Below are 14439 nucleotides of genomic sequence, written 5' to 3'. Positions count from 1 at the left end.
CGCTCGCCGTCGTGATCCTGGCGGCAGGCCAGGGCACCCGCATGAAGTCCCGCACCCCGAAGGTCCTGCACCGCCTCGCCGGGAGGCCGCCGCTCGGGCGGGCGACGGCGGCCCGGGAGGCCCCCGCCTCCCGGCCCGTCCGCCTCCCGGCGTCCCCCGAGCCGCCCAGCCGCCACAATGGACGGGTGAGTGCGAATGACGAGGTCGACGGGATCGTCGACGCCTGGGTCCGGGAGCGGCCCGATCTCGATTTCACGCCGCTCCAGGTCTTCTCGCGGATGCGCCGGCTGGCCAAGCAGCTCGAGCGCGCGCGCGGCAGCGCCTTCGGCCGGTCGGAGCTCGAGACGTGGGAGTTCGACGTGCTCTCGGCCCTGCGGCGCGCGGGCGCGCCCTACCGGATGAGCCCCAAGCAGCTCCTCCAGGCGACCATGGTCACCAGCGGCACCATGACCAACCGCATCGACCGGCTGGTCGAGCGCGACCTGGTCGAGCGCCTCGACGACCCGAACGACGGGCGCGGCGTGCTGGTGCAGATGACGCCGTCGGGGCTCGCCCGGGTCGACGCGGCGATCACCCGCCTGGTCGACGCGGAGCAGGAGCTGCTCGGCGCGCTCACCCACGCCCAGCAGGAGCGGCTGGCGCAGCTCCTCCGCAAGCTCTCCCTCGACTTCGGCTGAGCCGGTCGGCCCGGGCCCGGGACCGCGGCTCGCCTCCGCGGTACGGGACAGCTGCCGGTGCCGCGGAGGAGAGCGGCGTCAGCCCTCGAGCTGCTCCGAGAGCTCCAGCCAGCGCAGCTCGAGCTCTGCCGCCTCGTCCTCGTAGGCGCGGAGCGAGGCGTTGAGCGCCAGGATCCCGTCGTAGTCGTCCTGGTCGTGCGTCGCCATCTTCTCGTGCACGGTCTTCGTCAGCTGCGTGAGCTTGTGCAGGCGCCGGTCGATCGCCGACACCTCCTTCTCGGCGGTGCGGCGCTCGGCCCCCGCGAGCCCGCTCGACGCCGGCGCGGCGGAGGAGGAGCCCGACGAGGCCCCCGCGGGCGCGCCCTTCTCGAGCGCGCGGCGCAGGTCGAGGTACTGCTCGACTCCGCCGGGCAGGTGGCGGAACGCGCCGTCCATCACGGCGTACTGCTGGTCGGTGACGCGCTCGAGCAGGTACCGGTCGTGCGAGACGACGAGGAGGGTGCCCGGCCAGGAGTCGAGCAGGTCCTCGATCGCGGCGAGCATGTCGGTGTCGAGGTCGTTGGTCGGCTCGTCGAGGATCAGCACGTTGGGCTCGCTGAGCAGGATGAGCAGGAGCTGGAGCCTCCGGCGCTGACCGCCCGAGAGGTCCTTCACCGGCGTCGACAGCTGCGCGCTCGAGAAGCCGAGCCGCTCGAGCAGCTGGCCCGGGGTCATCTCCTTGCCGCCGATGGAGTAGCTGGTGCGCTGCTCCGCGATGATCTCGCGGACGGGCCGGTGCTGGACCCCGGTCAGCTCGCGCAGCTGCTGGTCGAGGATCGCGACGCGCACGGTGGTGCCGCGCTTCACCCGGCCGCTCGTCGGCTCCACGCTGCCCGCGACCAGGCCCAGGAGGGTCGACTTGCCGGCGCCGTTCACGCCGAGGATGCCGGTGCGCTCGCCGGGCGCGATCCGCCACTCGATGCGGTTGAGGACGGTCCGCTCGCCGTAGCGGACGGTGACGTCGAGCAGGTCGACGACGTCCTTGCCCAGGCGCGAGACGGCGAGCTGCGAGAGCGAGACCGAGTCGCGCACCGGGGGCTCGTCCTCGATCAGCTGGTTCGCGGCGTCGATCCGGAACTTGGGCTTCGCCGTGCGGGCGGGGGCGCCGCGCCGGAGCCAGGCGAGCTCCTTCTTCATCAGGTTCTGGCGCTTGGCCTCCATGGTCGACGCCATCCGGTCGCGCTCGACGCGCTGCAGGATGTACGCCGCGTACCCGCCCTCGAACGGCTCGACGAGGCGGTCGTGCACCTCCCAGGTGGCGGTGCAGATCTCGTCGAGGAACCACCGGTCGTGGGTGACGACCGCGAGCCCGCCCGACGACGCCGCCCAGCGGCGCTTGAGGTGCTCGGCGAGCCAGGCGATGCCCTCGACGTCGAGGTGGTTGGTGGGCTCGTCGAGGAAGACGACGTCCCAGTCGCCGACGAGCAGCTTCGCGAGGGCGACCCGGCGCCGCTGGCCGCCCGAGAGGGAGCCGACCACTCCGTCCCAGGGGACGTCGCGCAGCAGGCCCGCGATCACGTCTCGGGTGCGCGCGTCGCCCGCCCACTCGTGCTCCTTGAGCCCGCCGACGACGGCCTGGGCGACGGTGAGGTCCTCATCGACCGTGTCGGCCTGGTCGAGCATCCCGAGCGTGACGCCGCGGCGGTGCGTGACGCGGCCGCTGTCCGGCTCGATGCGCTGCGCGAGCAGGCGCAGGAGGGTCGACTTGCCGTCGCCGTTGCGTCCGACGATCCCGATGCGGTCGCCCTCCTCGATCCCCAGGGAGACGTCGTCGAAGATCACGCGTGTGGGGTACTCGAGTCGCAGCGCCTCGGCGCCCAGCAGATGTGCCATAGGGATCCAGCCTAGGCGGTGCCGCCTGAGCGGTCCGCCGCGGGTCGATCACAGTGCGGCCGGGTCGCGGCCCCCGGACCTCAGCCCGCGGGTGCCGGCTCCGAGACGGACACCGAGCGGCGGTGCAGTCCCGTGGCACCGTCGGGAGCGGGCGGGCGCTCGACCGTGGTCTGCACCGTGCCGTCCGCGTCGGTGGCGCGCACGGTCACGACGTGGTCGCCGACCGTCGCGTCCCACTCGAGGACCCACTGGATCCACGTGTCCGCGGTGACCTGCTCGGCGAGGCGCGCCTCCTGCCAGGCGCCGCCGTCGATCTGCACCTCCACCTTCGCGATGCCGGTGTGCGGCGCCCAGGCGACTCCCGCCACGGCGACCGTCCCCGCCTCGACGGGCTGGCCCTGGCGCGGCACATCGATCCGCGACTCGATCTTGATCGGACCGCGCTCGGTCCAGCCGCGCGTCGACCAGTACGCCAGGTCCTCCGCGAAGGTCGTGACCTTCAGCTCGACGACCCACTTCGTCGCCGAGACGTAGCCGTACAGGCCGGGGACGACCATCCGGACGGGGAAGCCGTGCTCGACCGGGAGCGGCTCGCCGTTCATCCCGACGGCGAGCAGGCTCGCGCGGTCCTCGTCCTGCAGCACGTCGAGCGGGCTGGAGGCGGTGAAGCCGTCGATGCTCCGCGAGAGCACCATGTCGGCGCCGGCGGTCGGCCGGGCCCGGGCCAGCAGCTCGCGGATCGGGTAGCCCAGCCAGAGGGCGGTGCCGATCAGGTCGCCCCCGACCTCGTTGGACACGCAGGACAGGGTGACCAGGTGCTCCTCGAGCGGCAGTGCGAGCAGCTCGTCCCAGGTGATCTCGATCTCCTCCTCCACCATTCCGGTGATCTTCAGCGACCAGTCGGCGGGCTCGACCGACGGCACCGAGAGCGCGGTGTCGATCCGGTAGAACGAGGCGTTGGGCGTGACGTAGGAGCTGATGCCGTCGATGTCGTCGAGCACGGCGCCGGCCGGGACGGGCGCGGCGGCCGAGGCGGGAGCCGGCAGGGACACGGCCTCGCGCACGGCGGTGACGGCGGCGGAGGCGGACGTGAGGAAGCGGGCGCCGATGCCGGCGGCGATCGCGGCGACTCCGGCGATCCCGACCAGGCGGAGGAACGACCGGCGGTCCGGGGAGTCGCTCTCGCGCTCCTCCTGCCAGCCGCGGAGGCGGACGGAGGCCGAGCGGAGCACCGCGGCACCGGCCACCATGCCCACGACGCTCGGCGCCGCGTCGATCCCGGACGCGCCCTCGCGGCTGACGGCGGCGAGCGCACCGGCGCCCGCGACGACGGCCAGCAGCAGCACGCCGAACGGCGGGCGGCGGTACTCGAGAACCCCGGCGCCGACGGCCAGCAGCGCGATCGCGAGGCCGATCGAGACCAGCAGCACGAGCTTGTCGCCGGTGCCGAAGAGCGCGATGACCGTGTCCTTCACGCCCGGGGGCACGATGTCGATGACGAAGCCGCCGACCGCGACCAGCGGACTGCCGCCCGCTCCGGTGAAGACCGCGACGACCTCGGCGGCCGCGAGGGCGACGACGGCGGCCACGATCCCGGAGAGGATCGCGAAGAGGGTGGCGCGGCGGGACATGAGCGGCACTCTAAGCCACGAGGTCGGAACTTCTCTGCGGACCGTCTGTGGAGGGCGCCGGGCGCGAGGCTCGCGCGCCCCGCTCCGGAGGCACCGCCCCCGCGACTAGGTCGACAGCAGGCGAGCCCCGTGTACCGGGCCGGACACCCGCACGGCACTCAGCCGCGCGGAGCTCAGCTCGCGCTGCAGGTCGGCCGCCGCATCGGCGTCCGGAGCGAGGAACGCCACGGTCGGGCCGGACCCCGAGACGAGGCCGCCGAGCGCTCCGCGGCCCTCGCCGAGCTCGAGGATGCGGGCGAGCCCGGGCTGCAGGTGCAGCGCCGGCGCCTGCAGGTCGTTGTGCATCGCGTCGGCGAGCATGGCGGCGTCGCCGGCGCGGAGGGCCTGCAGCACGTTGGGATCGATGGCGGGGGTCGCCGAGATCGGGCGGAAGTCGTGCAGGTGGCGCTCGCGGTGCCGGTCGAGCTCGCTGTAGACCTCGGGGGTCGACAGGCCCTCCTCCGAGAGGACCAGCACCCACTCGAAGCGGCCCTTGGCGAGCGCCGGGCTCAGCTCGTCGCCTCGGCCGACTCCGATCGCGGTGCCGCCGGTGAAGGAGAAGGGGACGTCGGCGCCGAGGCTCGCGGCGATGCCCAGCAGCTGCTCCCTCGTGCAGGCCGTGCCCCAGAGCGCGTCGCAGGCGAGGAGGGTCGCGGCAGCGTCGGCCGAGCCGCCGCCCATGCCGCCGGCGATGGGGACGTTCTTCTCGATCTCGAGGTGCACGCCGCCGCGGTAGCCGGTCGCCCGGGCGAGCGCCCGAGCCGCCTTGATCGCGAGGTTGGAGCCGTCGACGGCCAGGCGGGAGGTGTCGATCGATCCCGAGAAGGAGACCGAGAAGTCGGCCGCCTCCTCCGCGAACACGTCCTCGTAGAGGGAGAGCGACTGGAACGCGGTGGCCAGCTCGTGGTACCCGTCGTCGCGCACGGCGCCGACCTTGAGGAACACGTTGATCTTGCCGGGCGCCCGCGCGTGGACCCGGTTCGACGTCGCGCGGTGGGCCATGCATCCACGCTACAGGGTGGCGGAGGCGCCCTCGTCCGCACCCGGGGCGGGCTCCCCGTCGCCGTCCGCGTCGTCCCCGTCGGTCTCCGCCAGCGACCCGTCGGGCACCGCCGCCCCGCGCACGGGGACCCGCGCCGGATCGAGCTCGCGGCCCAGGCGGACGAAGGCGGCGACGTCCAGCTCCTCGCCGCGCGCGGTCTGCGGGACGCCGGCCCGCTCGAGCGCGACGATCGCCGCGGCGCTGTCGCCGAAGAGGGTCGCGAGCGACTGGCGGAGCATCTTCCTCCGCTGCGCGAACGCCGCATCGACGACCGCGAAGACGGCGCGGCGCAGGGTCTCGTCGCCCGGCTCCTCGCCGCGGTCGAACGCGACGAGCACGCTGTCGACGTTCGGCACCGGCCAGAAGATCTGACGCGAGACCGCGCCGCCCGTCGTCCAGGAGCCGAACCACGCCGCCTTGACGCTCGGGCCGCCGTAGACCTTGGAGCCGGGACCGGCGGCGAGCCGGTGCCCGACCTCGGACTGCACCATCACCACTCCGGACCGGATGCTGGCGAAGTGCTCGAGGAAGTGCAGGAGCACCGGCACCGAGATGTTGTACGGGAGGTTGGCGACGAGCCGGACCGGCTCCCCCGGCAGGTCGAGCACCTTCATCGCGTCGGCGTGCACGACCGCGAGATCGGCGCCCGGCGCCATCAGCTCGACGGTGCGCGGCAGCTGCTCGGCGAGGCGCCCGTCGATCTCGACGGCCACGACCTGCGCGCCCGCCTCGAGCAGGCCGAGGGTCAGCGATCCGAGGCCGGGGCCGATCTCGACGACGGTCTCCCCCGGGCGCACCCGAGCGAGCTTGACGATGCGGCGGACCGTGTTGGCGTCGTGCACGAAGTTCTGGCCGAGCTTCTTGGTCGGCGTGACGTCGAGGAGGCCGGCGAGGTCGCGGATCTCGGCCGGGCCCAGCAGGCGCGGGATCGCGGCGGCCGTCGGCTCGGCGGCGTGGCGGCCGCTCATGCGAGGGGTCCGACCGGCTCCGTCGGCTCGGAGCCGACCTCGCCGCCCCACTCGCCGTACACGGCCTCCGTGTTCGAGGCGATCGTCGCGGCCAGGTGGCCGACGTCGGTCTCGAGGGTCGCGGCCATCGAGCGCAGGGTGTGCGGGAGGAGGTAGGGCGCGTTCGGTCGGCCCCGGAAGGGCGACGGAGTGAGGTACGGCGCGTCGGTCTCGACCAGGATGAGGTGCCGCGGAGTCGCGACAAGCGCCTCCCGCAGCGGCTCGGCGTTCTTGAACGTCACGGTGCCGGCGAAGGAGAGGTACCAGCCCTCGTCCGTGCACATCCGCGCCATCTCCGCGTCCCCGGAGAAGCAGTGGAAGACGGTGCGCTCGGGGGCGCCGACGCGGCGCAGGGTCTCGATGACCTCGCGGTGCGCGTCGCGGTCGTGGATCTGCAGCGCGAGGTCGTGCTCCTTCGCGATGCGGATGTGCTCCTCGAAGGAGCGGAACTGCGCGGCGCGGCCGCTCTCGCCGGTGCGGAAGAAGTCGAGCCCGGTCTCGCCGATGGCGCGCACCCGCGGCTGCTCCGCCAGCTCGGCGATCACGGCGAGGGCGGCGTCGAGCTCGCCGCGCTGCTCCAGCTCGGGCGCCTCGTTGGGGTGGATCGCGACGGCGGCCAGCATGCGCGGCTCGCTCGCCGCCTGCTCGGCCGACCAGCGGCTCGTCTCGACGTCCGTGCCGACCTGGACGACGCCGCGGACCCCGACGGTGGAGGCCCGGTCGAGCTGCTCGCGGTGGTCGAGCGGCTCGAGGCCGTCGGCGATCTCGAGGTGCGTGTGGTTGTCGTAGACGGGGACGACGAGCGCCTCGGGCAGCGGCGGGTACGTCAGGTCGCGGCCGGACGAGGCCTCGCGGGAGCGGACGTGCTGGCTGTCGGTCATGCGCTCCAGGCTACCGGGAGGGCTCGCGTGGGCCGGAGTCCCGGGTGGACGAGGGCCGAGACGCGGCCGCTGAGGCGCGCTGAGCGGATCGGGTCAGCACCCGATCGGATCGGGACAGCCCGCCTCCCGCGCCGCCGGGAGGCTGGAGCCATGACAGACACCGAGCTCCTCGCCCCTTCCGCACCCGGCTCCCTCGCCGGGCGCCACGCCCTCGTCACCGGATCCTCGAGCGGGATCGGCGCAGCCATCGCCCGCCGGCTCGCCGGGGCCGGCGCTCACGTCCTCGTGCACGGACGCGACCCCGAGCGGGTCGGGTCCGTCGTCGGCGGCATCCGCGCCGACGGGGGCACCGCCTCCGCGCTCGTCGCCGACCTCGCGGGCACGCCGGAGGAGACCCGCGCCGTCGCCGCCCGGGCGCTGACCCTCCTCGACGGGCGGATCGACGTCCTCGTCAACAACGCCGGAGTGTTCCCGGTGGGGCCGACCGCCGACCTCAGCGACGCCGATGTCGAGTCCCTCCTCACCACGAACATCCGCGTGCCGCACCAGCTCGTCGCGGCGATCGCCCCGGCCATGGCCGAGCGCGGGAGCGGAGTGGTCGTCAACATCACCTCGTGGATGGGACGGGTGGGAACGCCCGGGACCGCGCTCTACCCCGCGACCAAGGCGGCGCTGGAGCACCTCACGCGGGCGTGGGCGGCCGAGTACGGCCCGAGCGGCGTGCGCGTGGTCGCCGTCGCGCCCGGCGCGACTCTCACGCCCGGCAACGAGCACGCCGCGGCGATCCTGGAGCAGATGACCGCGTCCGCCCCCGCCGGCCGGCCCGGACGTCCGGACGAGATCGCCCTGGCCGTGCGCTGGCTCGTCTCGGACGAGGCCTCGTACGTCCACGGCACGACGCTCGACGTCGACGGAGGCATCGTCGGCGCCCGCGTCTGACGCCGCGGCACGCGCCGCTCGGAGTCCCCGCGACAGCGCCCGCCGCTCAGTGGATCTGGACGAGCGGCCCGGGGTGGAGCGCGGCGTCGGCCGCGGGGGTCGTCTCGTAGGCGCGGCGGTAGTCGCGCCCGAAGTGCGACGCGCTCGCGTAGCCGACCGCGGCCGCGGCCTGCGCGGCGGTGTCGCCCCGGACCAGGAGCAGCCTCCTGGCCTCCCCGAGGCGGAGCCGCCGCAGGTAGCCCAGCGGCGACATCCCAGTCAGCTCGCGGAAGCGGCGGGTGAGTGTGGGCACGCTGGTGCCCGCCTCCGCGGCGAGCGCGCCGAGGGTCCATCCGCGCGACAGCGACGCGCTCATCGCCTCGACCGCGCGGGAGACGGCCTCCGAGCGGACGGTGCTGGACGCGGCCAGCAGCCGGGGCGCCTGGTCCGTCTGCAGCAGCCGCAGCACGAGCTCGCGCGTGATCGCGGGGGCCAGCACCGGGATGTCGGCGGGGGCGTCGAGCAGACGGAAGAGTCGGCGCAGCGAGTCGGCCATCTCCTCCGTGACCGTGCCGATCCGCGGGGCGGGAGCCCGCGGGGCCGTCCGGGGGGCGAGCGCCGCGATCTCGGCCACCACGAGCGGGTCGAGACGCCAGTTGGCCGACAGGAAGTCGCCGCGGTCGCCGGTCTCCACGACGGCCGCCACCACCGGCAGGTCGACGGGGGTGATCAGGAAGCGGCCGGCGCCCCACCGCTCGTCGGAGTCGCCGACCACCGAGCGCTTCCGGCCGGCCAGCACCAGGCTGAGGGTCGGCGGGAACCGGGTGTAGACGAGCTCGGTCGGAGCGGTCACCCGGTGCAGGCGCAGGGCGAGCGCGGCGGCGCGCTCGGGGTGCCCGACGTGGCGCCGGGTGAGCTCGGCCGCCTGCTCGAGAGCGTCGAGGACCTCGCGCGTCATCTGCGCCCCCACGGAGCGGCGGGCCGTTCGCACCCGGCCCCTCGCGTTCGGATCGCGGTCATCGTGGACCCCCTGCGGATCCTCCGCCGGCGACTCCGCACCGCTCGGCTGCTCGGTCCACAATTCGAGGCGCGGCCGTCAGGACGCGGGAGCCTCGATGCGCGGGAAGAGCGCGACGAGCGTGCCGACGGTGGTGCCGACGGGGAGGACCCCCCACCGGCCCGCCTCGCGGATCGGCTGCGCGGTGAGGGCGCCCAGCGACTCCGTCACGCCGAGCGCCTCCCAGAGGGACGCCGTCGCGCGCGGCACGACCGGCGAGAGCAGCACGGCCAGGGCGCGGAGTCCCTCCGACGCGGTGTAGAGCACCGTGCCGAGGCGCTCGCGCTCCTCGCGCTTGGCCAGTGCCCACGGCTCCTGCTCGGTGATGTAGCCGTTGAGCTCCTCGACGATGCTCCACACGGCGGTGATCGCGTCGTGGATCGCGAGCGCGTCGATGGACCGGTCGGCCGACGCGGCGGCCTCGGCGACGATGCGCTGCACGCGCTCCTCCGCCTCGGTCGGCTCGCCCGGCGCAGGCACGACGCCGTCGTAGTAGCGGTGCAGCATCGCGACGACCCGCGAGGCGAGGTTGCCGAAGCCGTTCGCGAGCTCGGACTGGTAGCGCGCCGACAGGTCCTCCCACGAGAACGAGCCGTCCTGGCCGAAGGTGATGGCCCGGAGGAAGTAGTAGCGGAAGGCGTCGGAGCCGAAGGTGTCGGTGATCTGCTCGGGCGCGATGCCGGTGAGCTTCGACTTCGACATCTTCTCGCCGCCGACCAGCAGCCAGCCGTGGCCGAACACCTGCCGGGGGACCTCGAGGCCCGCGGCCATGAGCATGGCGGGCCAGATCACCGCGTGGAAGCGCAGGATGTCCTTGCCGACGATGTGGGTCGCGGGCCAGCGGCGCTCGAACTCCGCCTCGTCCTGGCCGTAGCCGACCGCGGTGATGTAGTTGAGCAGCGCGTCGAACCAGACGTAGACCACGTGGGAGTCGTCCCACGGGACCTTCACGCCCCAGTCGAAGCTGGAGCGGGAGATCGACAGGTCGGCCAGGCCCTGGCGGACGAAGCTCACGACCTCGTTGCGCGCCGACTCGGGCTGGACGAAGTCGGGACGCTCCTCGTAGAGCGCGAGCAGCCGCTCGGTGTACTCGCTCATCTTGAAGAAGTAGTTCTTCTCCTTCAGCAGCTCGACCGGCTTCGAGTGGATCTTGCAGACGTACTGGCCGGCGTAGTCGCCGGTGCCCTCCTCGAGGTCGGACAGCTGCTTGTACTCCTCGCAGCCCACGCAGTAGTAGCCCTCGTACTCGCCGGTGTAGATCGCGTCCTCGTCGTACAGCTTCTGCAGGAACTTCTGGACGTTGACCTCGTGCCGCGCGTCCGTGGTGCGGATGAAGTCGTCGTTGGCGATGTCGATGGTCTCCAGCAGCGGCTGCCAGGCGGTCCTCACGAGGCGGTCGGCCCACTCCTGGGGGGTCGTGCCGTTGGCGGTGGCGGTGCGGAGGATCTTCTGGCCGTGCTCGTCCGTGCCGGTCAGCAGCCAGGTGTCGTCGCCCGCCTGGCGGTGCCAGCGGGTGAGCACGTCGGCGGCGACCTCGGTGTACGCGTGCCCGATGTGCGGGACGTCGTTCACGTAGAAGATCGGGGTCGTGAGGTAGAAGGAGGCGCCGTCGGACATGGCGACCATCCTATTCACCGCGCGGCACCGCTCCCGGCGTGTGACGGAGGCCGTGGACGACCGGCCGCGATCGCCGCCGGGGAGGGAGCCCTCAGCCGCGGCGGGAGGCGAGCGCCGCCTCGTAGAGAGCGCGGCGCGAGAGCCCCGTGATCTCGGCGACCTCGGCCGACGCCTCCTTGAGCCGCGATCCGGCCTCGACGCGGGCCAGCACGTCGGCCAGCGCGTCCTCCAGCGACGCCTCCCGCGCGGGGGCTCCCTCGACGACCAGGCAGATCTCGCCGCGCAGGCCGTCGGCCGCCCACTCGGCCAGCTCGGCCGCTGTGCCGCGCCGGACCTCCTCGAACATCTTGGTGAGCTCGCGGCAGACGACGACGCGCCGCTCCGGGCCCATCGCCTCGACCAGGTCGGCGAGCGCGTCGCCGATCCGGTGCGGGGACTCGAAGAAGACCATGGTGCGCCGCTCGTCGACGAGCGCCCGGAAGGTCGAGACCCGCTCGCCGTGCCGGCGGGGCAGGAACCCCTCGAAGCTGAAGCGGTCCGTCGGGAGCCCGGACACGGCGAGCGCCATGAGCACCGCCGAGGGACCGGGCAGCGCGGTGACCGCGACTCCCGCCGCCACCGCCGCCTCGACCAGGTGGTAGCCCGGGTCCGAGACCGTGGGCATGCCAGCATCGCTCAGCACGAGCAGGTCCTCCTCGCGGGCCAGCTCCACCAGCTCGGCGGCGCGCTCGCGCTCGTTGTGGTCGTGCAGGGCGTAGAGGGCGGGCCGATTCTCGACGCCCAGGGCGCGCATCAGCTGGATGGTCACGCGCGTGTCCTCGGCGGCGACGTGGCGGGCGGAGCCCAGCGCCTCCACGAGCCGGCGGGAGGCGTCGCCGAGGTTTCCGATGGGAGTGCCGGCGAGGATGATCATGCCGCCAGTCTCCCAGGCCGGGTCCGGGGCCTCCCGCCGCGGATCGCCGCCGTCCCGGGAGGAGGCGCCCCGTTAGCATGGCCGGGTGACGGACCGACCGCAGCGCGACTTCGACGACCTGCTCCTGGACGCGGCGGGATCGGCGCGCTCGGTCCCGGTGGAGCCCGCCGAGGCGTCCGCACCGCGCGAGCGCACCCCGCTCCCGGACGTGCCGCGCAGCTCCTGGTTCGACGACCTGCACACCCGGCTCGTCGCCTCCCCCGCGCGCCGCCGGCTGTACGAGCTCGGACTGCCGCTGCTGGTGGTCGCACTGGCCGCGGTGCTGCGGCTGTGGAACCTCGGCCACCCGCGCTCGCTCGTGTTCGACGAGACCTTCTACGTGAAGGACGCCTGGACCCTCTGGAACCTCGGGTTCGAGGGCGCCTGGCCCGAGAACCCGGACCCCGGCTTCGCGGCCGGCGACGTGGACACCTTCACGGGGGCGCCGTCCTTCGTGGTGCATCCGCCGCTGGGCAAGTGGATCATCGGGCTCGGGATGGGCGTGTTCGGCGCGGACGACAGCGTCGGCTGGCGCGTCGCGACCGCCGTCGTGGGGATCCTCGCCGTCGCGCTGGTGATCGTGATCGGCCGCCTCCTGTTCCGCTCCACCCTCCTCTCCTCCTTCGCGGGGCTGATGCTCGCGCTCGACGGCCACGCGATCGTGATGTCGCGGGTGTCGCTCCTGGACGGGATCCTGATGTTCGTCGCGCTCTGCGGGGTCGCGGCGGTGCTGCTGGACCGGCGCTGGGCCGAGCTGCAGCTGGCGCGGAAGGTGGCGGCGGGAGCGCTGCCGAGCTGGGGGCCGGTCCTGTGGTGGCGGCCCTGGCTGCTCGCGGCCGGCGTGCTCTTCGGCCTGGCCGCGGGCGTGAAGTGGACGGGCGTCTACTTCCTCGCGGCGTACGGCGTGTACGCGGTGGTCGTCGACGCGCTGATGCGGCGCCGCGCGGGCGTGCCGTTCTGGGGCAGCGGCGCGATCCTCAAGCAGGGTCCGGTCACCTTCCTCCTGGTCGTGCCGATCGCCCTGATCGCCTACCTCGTGACCTGGACGGGCTGGCTGCGCACCTCCGGCGGATGGGCCCGGCAGTGGGCGTCGGAGGCCCCCGGCAACGCCTGGACCGGGGCTCTGGCGTGGGTGCCGGACTGGGCGCAGAGCCTCTGGCACTACCACGTGCAGATGTACGACTACTCGATCAACCTGCGGGCCTCGCACCCCTACGAGGCGAACCCGCTCACTTGGCTGCTCATGCTCCGGCCGACCAGCATGTACTTCGTCGACCAGGCGACGGGCGTCGACGGCTGCACCGCCGCACGCTGCGACGAGGCGATCACCTCGGTCGCCAATCCGCTCATCTGGTACGCCGGAGTCCTGGCGCTGGTGTACCTCCTCTACCGGCTCGCGCGGTACCGGGAGTGGCGCGCCGGCTTCGTGCTGATGGGGATCGTGGCGGGCTACCTGCCGTGGCTGCTCTACCTCGACCGCACGGTGTTCCAGTTCTACTGCGTCGTCTTCGAGCCCTACATGATGCTGGCGCTGGCGCTGACGGCCGGGATCGTGATCGGGAGTCCGGGCGACGAGCGGAGGCGGCGCACCCGGGGCGTCCTCGTGGTGCTCGTCTTCGCGGTGGCGGCGGCGGCGCTGACGGCCTACTTCCTGCCGCTCTGGATCGGCGCGCAGACGTCCTTCGCCTTCTGGCAGGCCCACATGTGGCTGCCCTCGTGGGTCTGATCCGGCGGCTGGGCCCGGGAGTCGCGGCCTGCGCGGTCGCGGCGGTGATCGCGGCCCTGCTGCACGCGGCGGTGCCGGCAGTGCCGATGCTGACCGCGGCGGTCGCGCTCGGCATCCTCGTGGCGCAGCTGCCCGCGGCGCGCCCCCTGCTGAGCGGGGCGCTGGCGCCGGGCCTGAAGTTCTCGTCCCGCTCGCTGATGCGCGCCGGCATCGTCCTGCTCGGGCTGAAGCTCTCGCTGATCGACATCGCTGCGCTGGGCTGGGGCGCGATCCTGGTCGTCGTCGGGATCGTCCTGGCCACCTTCGGACTGACCTGGGCGCTGGGCCGGGCGCTCCGGCTGCCCGGGCAGGAGCCGCTGCTGCTCGCGGCCGGCTTCTCGATCTGCGGGGCCTCGGCGATCGGCGCGATGGCCGGAGCGACCCGGGCGAAGGAGCAGGAGCAGGCGACGCCGGTCGCGCTGGTGACGCTCTGCGGCACGCTCGCGATCGCGGTGCTCCCCGCCCTGCAGCAGCCGCTCGGGCTCTCCGACGTGCAGTTCGGGCACTGGGTCGGCGCCTCGGTGCACGACGTGGGCCAGGTCGTGGCGACGGCCCAGGTGGCGGGAGCGTCGGCGCTGGCCGTAGCGGTCGTGGTGAAGCTCACCCGAGTGGTCATGCTGGCGCCGATGGTCGCGGTGGCGGCGGCGGTCACGAGGCGCCGAGGCGGGACCGGCGGGACGCGCCCGGCGATCGTGCCGCTGTTCGTGGTCGGGTTCCTCGCCGCGGTGCTGCTGCGCACGCTCCTCCCCCTGCCGGAGGGACTGCTCGCCGCCGCCGACACCGCGCAGACCTGGCTCCTCGCCGCGGCCCTCTTCGCGCTCGGCAGCGCCGTCCGGGTGCGCGCGCTCGTGACGACGGGGTGGCGTGCTCTGCTCGTCGCCCTGGTGTCGTGGGCGGCGATCGCGGCGATGGGACTGGCCGCGGTGCAGCTGGCGCTCTGATCGGCGCTCCGATCCGCTCGACCGCTCTGTCGCGCACGGT

Annotated in this window: 12 protein-coding genes; 4 read left to right on the top strand and 8 right to left on the bottom strand. The window is 73.8% G+C overall.

Features of this window, described 5'->3' with window-relative positions:
• The first annotated feature begins 185 nt into the window (after window positions 1–185).
• Window positions 186–677: a MarR family winged helix-turn-helix transcriptional regulator gene (locus tag C5C10_RS13135; protein ID WP_104222340.1), complete on the top strand. Its 492-nt coding sequence runs from the start codon at window positions 186–188 to the stop codon at window positions 675–677.
• A gap of 78 nt (window positions 678–755) precedes the next feature.
• Here C5C10_RS13135 and C5C10_RS13130 read toward each other — a convergent pair whose 3' ends face one another.
• The 5 genes from C5C10_RS13130 to C5C10_RS13110 all read right to left on the bottom strand — a co-directional run bounded on the left by C5C10_RS13130 (window position 756) and on the right by C5C10_RS13110 (window position 7149).
• On the bottom strand, window positions 756–2549 hold the full coding sequence (locus tag C5C10_RS13130; RefSeq protein WP_104329446.1) for an ABC-F family ATP-binding cassette domain-containing protein: 1794 nt from the start codon (window positions 2547–2549) through the stop codon (window positions 756–758).
• 80 nt (window positions 2550–2629) lie between these two features.
• Window positions 2630–4180 carry a molybdopterin-dependent oxidoreductase gene (locus tag C5C10_RS13125; RefSeq protein ID WP_104329445.1) on the bottom strand — a complete coding sequence of 517 codons (1551 nt, stop codon included), beginning with the start codon at window positions 4178–4180 and terminating at the stop codon, window positions 2630–2632.
• 105 nt (window positions 4181–4285) lie between these two features.
• Entirely contained in the window at window positions 4286–5221 is a 936-nt protein-coding gene (locus tag C5C10_RS13120; protein WP_104222334.1) for a 4-(cytidine 5'-diphospho)-2-C-methyl-D-erythritol kinase, read from the bottom strand.
• A gap of 9 nt (window positions 5222–5230) precedes the next feature.
• Entirely contained in the window at window positions 5231–6229 is a 999-nt protein-coding gene (rsmA, locus tag C5C10_RS13115) for a 16S rRNA (adenine(1518)-N(6)/adenine(1519)-N(6))-dimethyltransferase RsmA (RefSeq protein ID WP_181073461.1), read from the bottom strand.
• Window positions 6226–7149 (bottom strand): TatD family hydrolase, encoded by a 924-nt coding sequence (locus C5C10_RS13110; protein WP_104222332.1) that lies wholly within the window; start codon window positions 7147–7149, stop codon window positions 6226–6228. The genes rsmA and C5C10_RS13110 overlap by 4 nt, the downstream gene beginning before the upstream one ends.
• A gap of 150 nt (window positions 7150–7299) precedes the next feature.
• Here C5C10_RS13110 and C5C10_RS13105 point away from each other — a divergent pair, with 150 nt between their 5' ends.
• Window positions 7300–8088: an SDR family NAD(P)-dependent oxidoreductase gene (locus C5C10_RS13105; RefSeq protein WP_104329444.1), complete on the top strand. Its 789-nt coding sequence runs from the start codon at window positions 7300–7302 to the stop codon at window positions 8086–8088.
• A 46-nt stretch (window positions 8089–8134) separates the two neighbouring features.
• Here C5C10_RS13105 and C5C10_RS13100 read toward each other — a convergent pair whose 3' ends face one another.
• The 3 genes from C5C10_RS13100 to rsmI all read right to left on the bottom strand — a co-directional run bounded on the left by C5C10_RS13100 (window position 8135) and on the right by rsmI (window position 11654).
• A complete protein-coding gene (locus C5C10_RS13100; protein ID WP_104226935.1) occupies window positions 8135–9025 on the bottom strand; it encodes an AraC family transcriptional regulator in 891 nt (296 codons plus the stop codon).
• A 138-nt stretch (window positions 9026–9163) separates the two neighbouring features.
• The gene (gene metG, locus C5C10_RS13095) at window positions 9164–10741 is read right to left on the bottom strand and encodes a methionine--tRNA ligase (protein WP_104329443.1); all 1578 of its coding nucleotides are present in this window, start codon (window positions 10739–10741) and stop codon (window positions 9164–9166) included.
• A gap of 91 nt (window positions 10742–10832) precedes the next feature.
• Window positions 10833–11654: a 16S rRNA (cytidine(1402)-2'-O)-methyltransferase gene (rsmI, locus tag C5C10_RS13090; protein ID WP_104226923.1), complete on the bottom strand. Its 822-nt coding sequence runs from the start codon at window positions 11652–11654 to the stop codon at window positions 10833–10835.
• An 85-nt stretch (window positions 11655–11739) separates the two neighbouring features.
• Here rsmI and C5C10_RS13085 point away from each other — a divergent pair, with 85 nt between their 5' ends.
• On the top strand, window positions 11740–13419 hold the full coding sequence (locus C5C10_RS13085) for a dolichyl-phosphate-mannose--protein mannosyltransferase (RefSeq protein WP_258060576.1): 1680 nt from the start codon (window positions 11740–11742) through the stop codon (window positions 13417–13419).
• A complete protein-coding gene (locus C5C10_RS13080) occupies window positions 13410–14399 on the top strand; it encodes a YeiH family protein (protein WP_258060575.1) in 990 nt (329 codons plus the stop codon). The genes C5C10_RS13085 and C5C10_RS13080 overlap by 10 nt, the downstream gene beginning before the upstream one ends.
• Window positions 14400–14439: the final 40 nt, after the last annotated feature.

This window comes from Rathayibacter sp. AY1A3 (genome assembly GCF_002930975.1).
Taxonomy (GTDB): Bacteria; Actinomycetota; Actinomycetes; order Actinomycetales; family Microbacteriaceae; genus Rathayibacter.
This window is presented reverse-complemented; position numbering and strand designations above follow the sequence as displayed.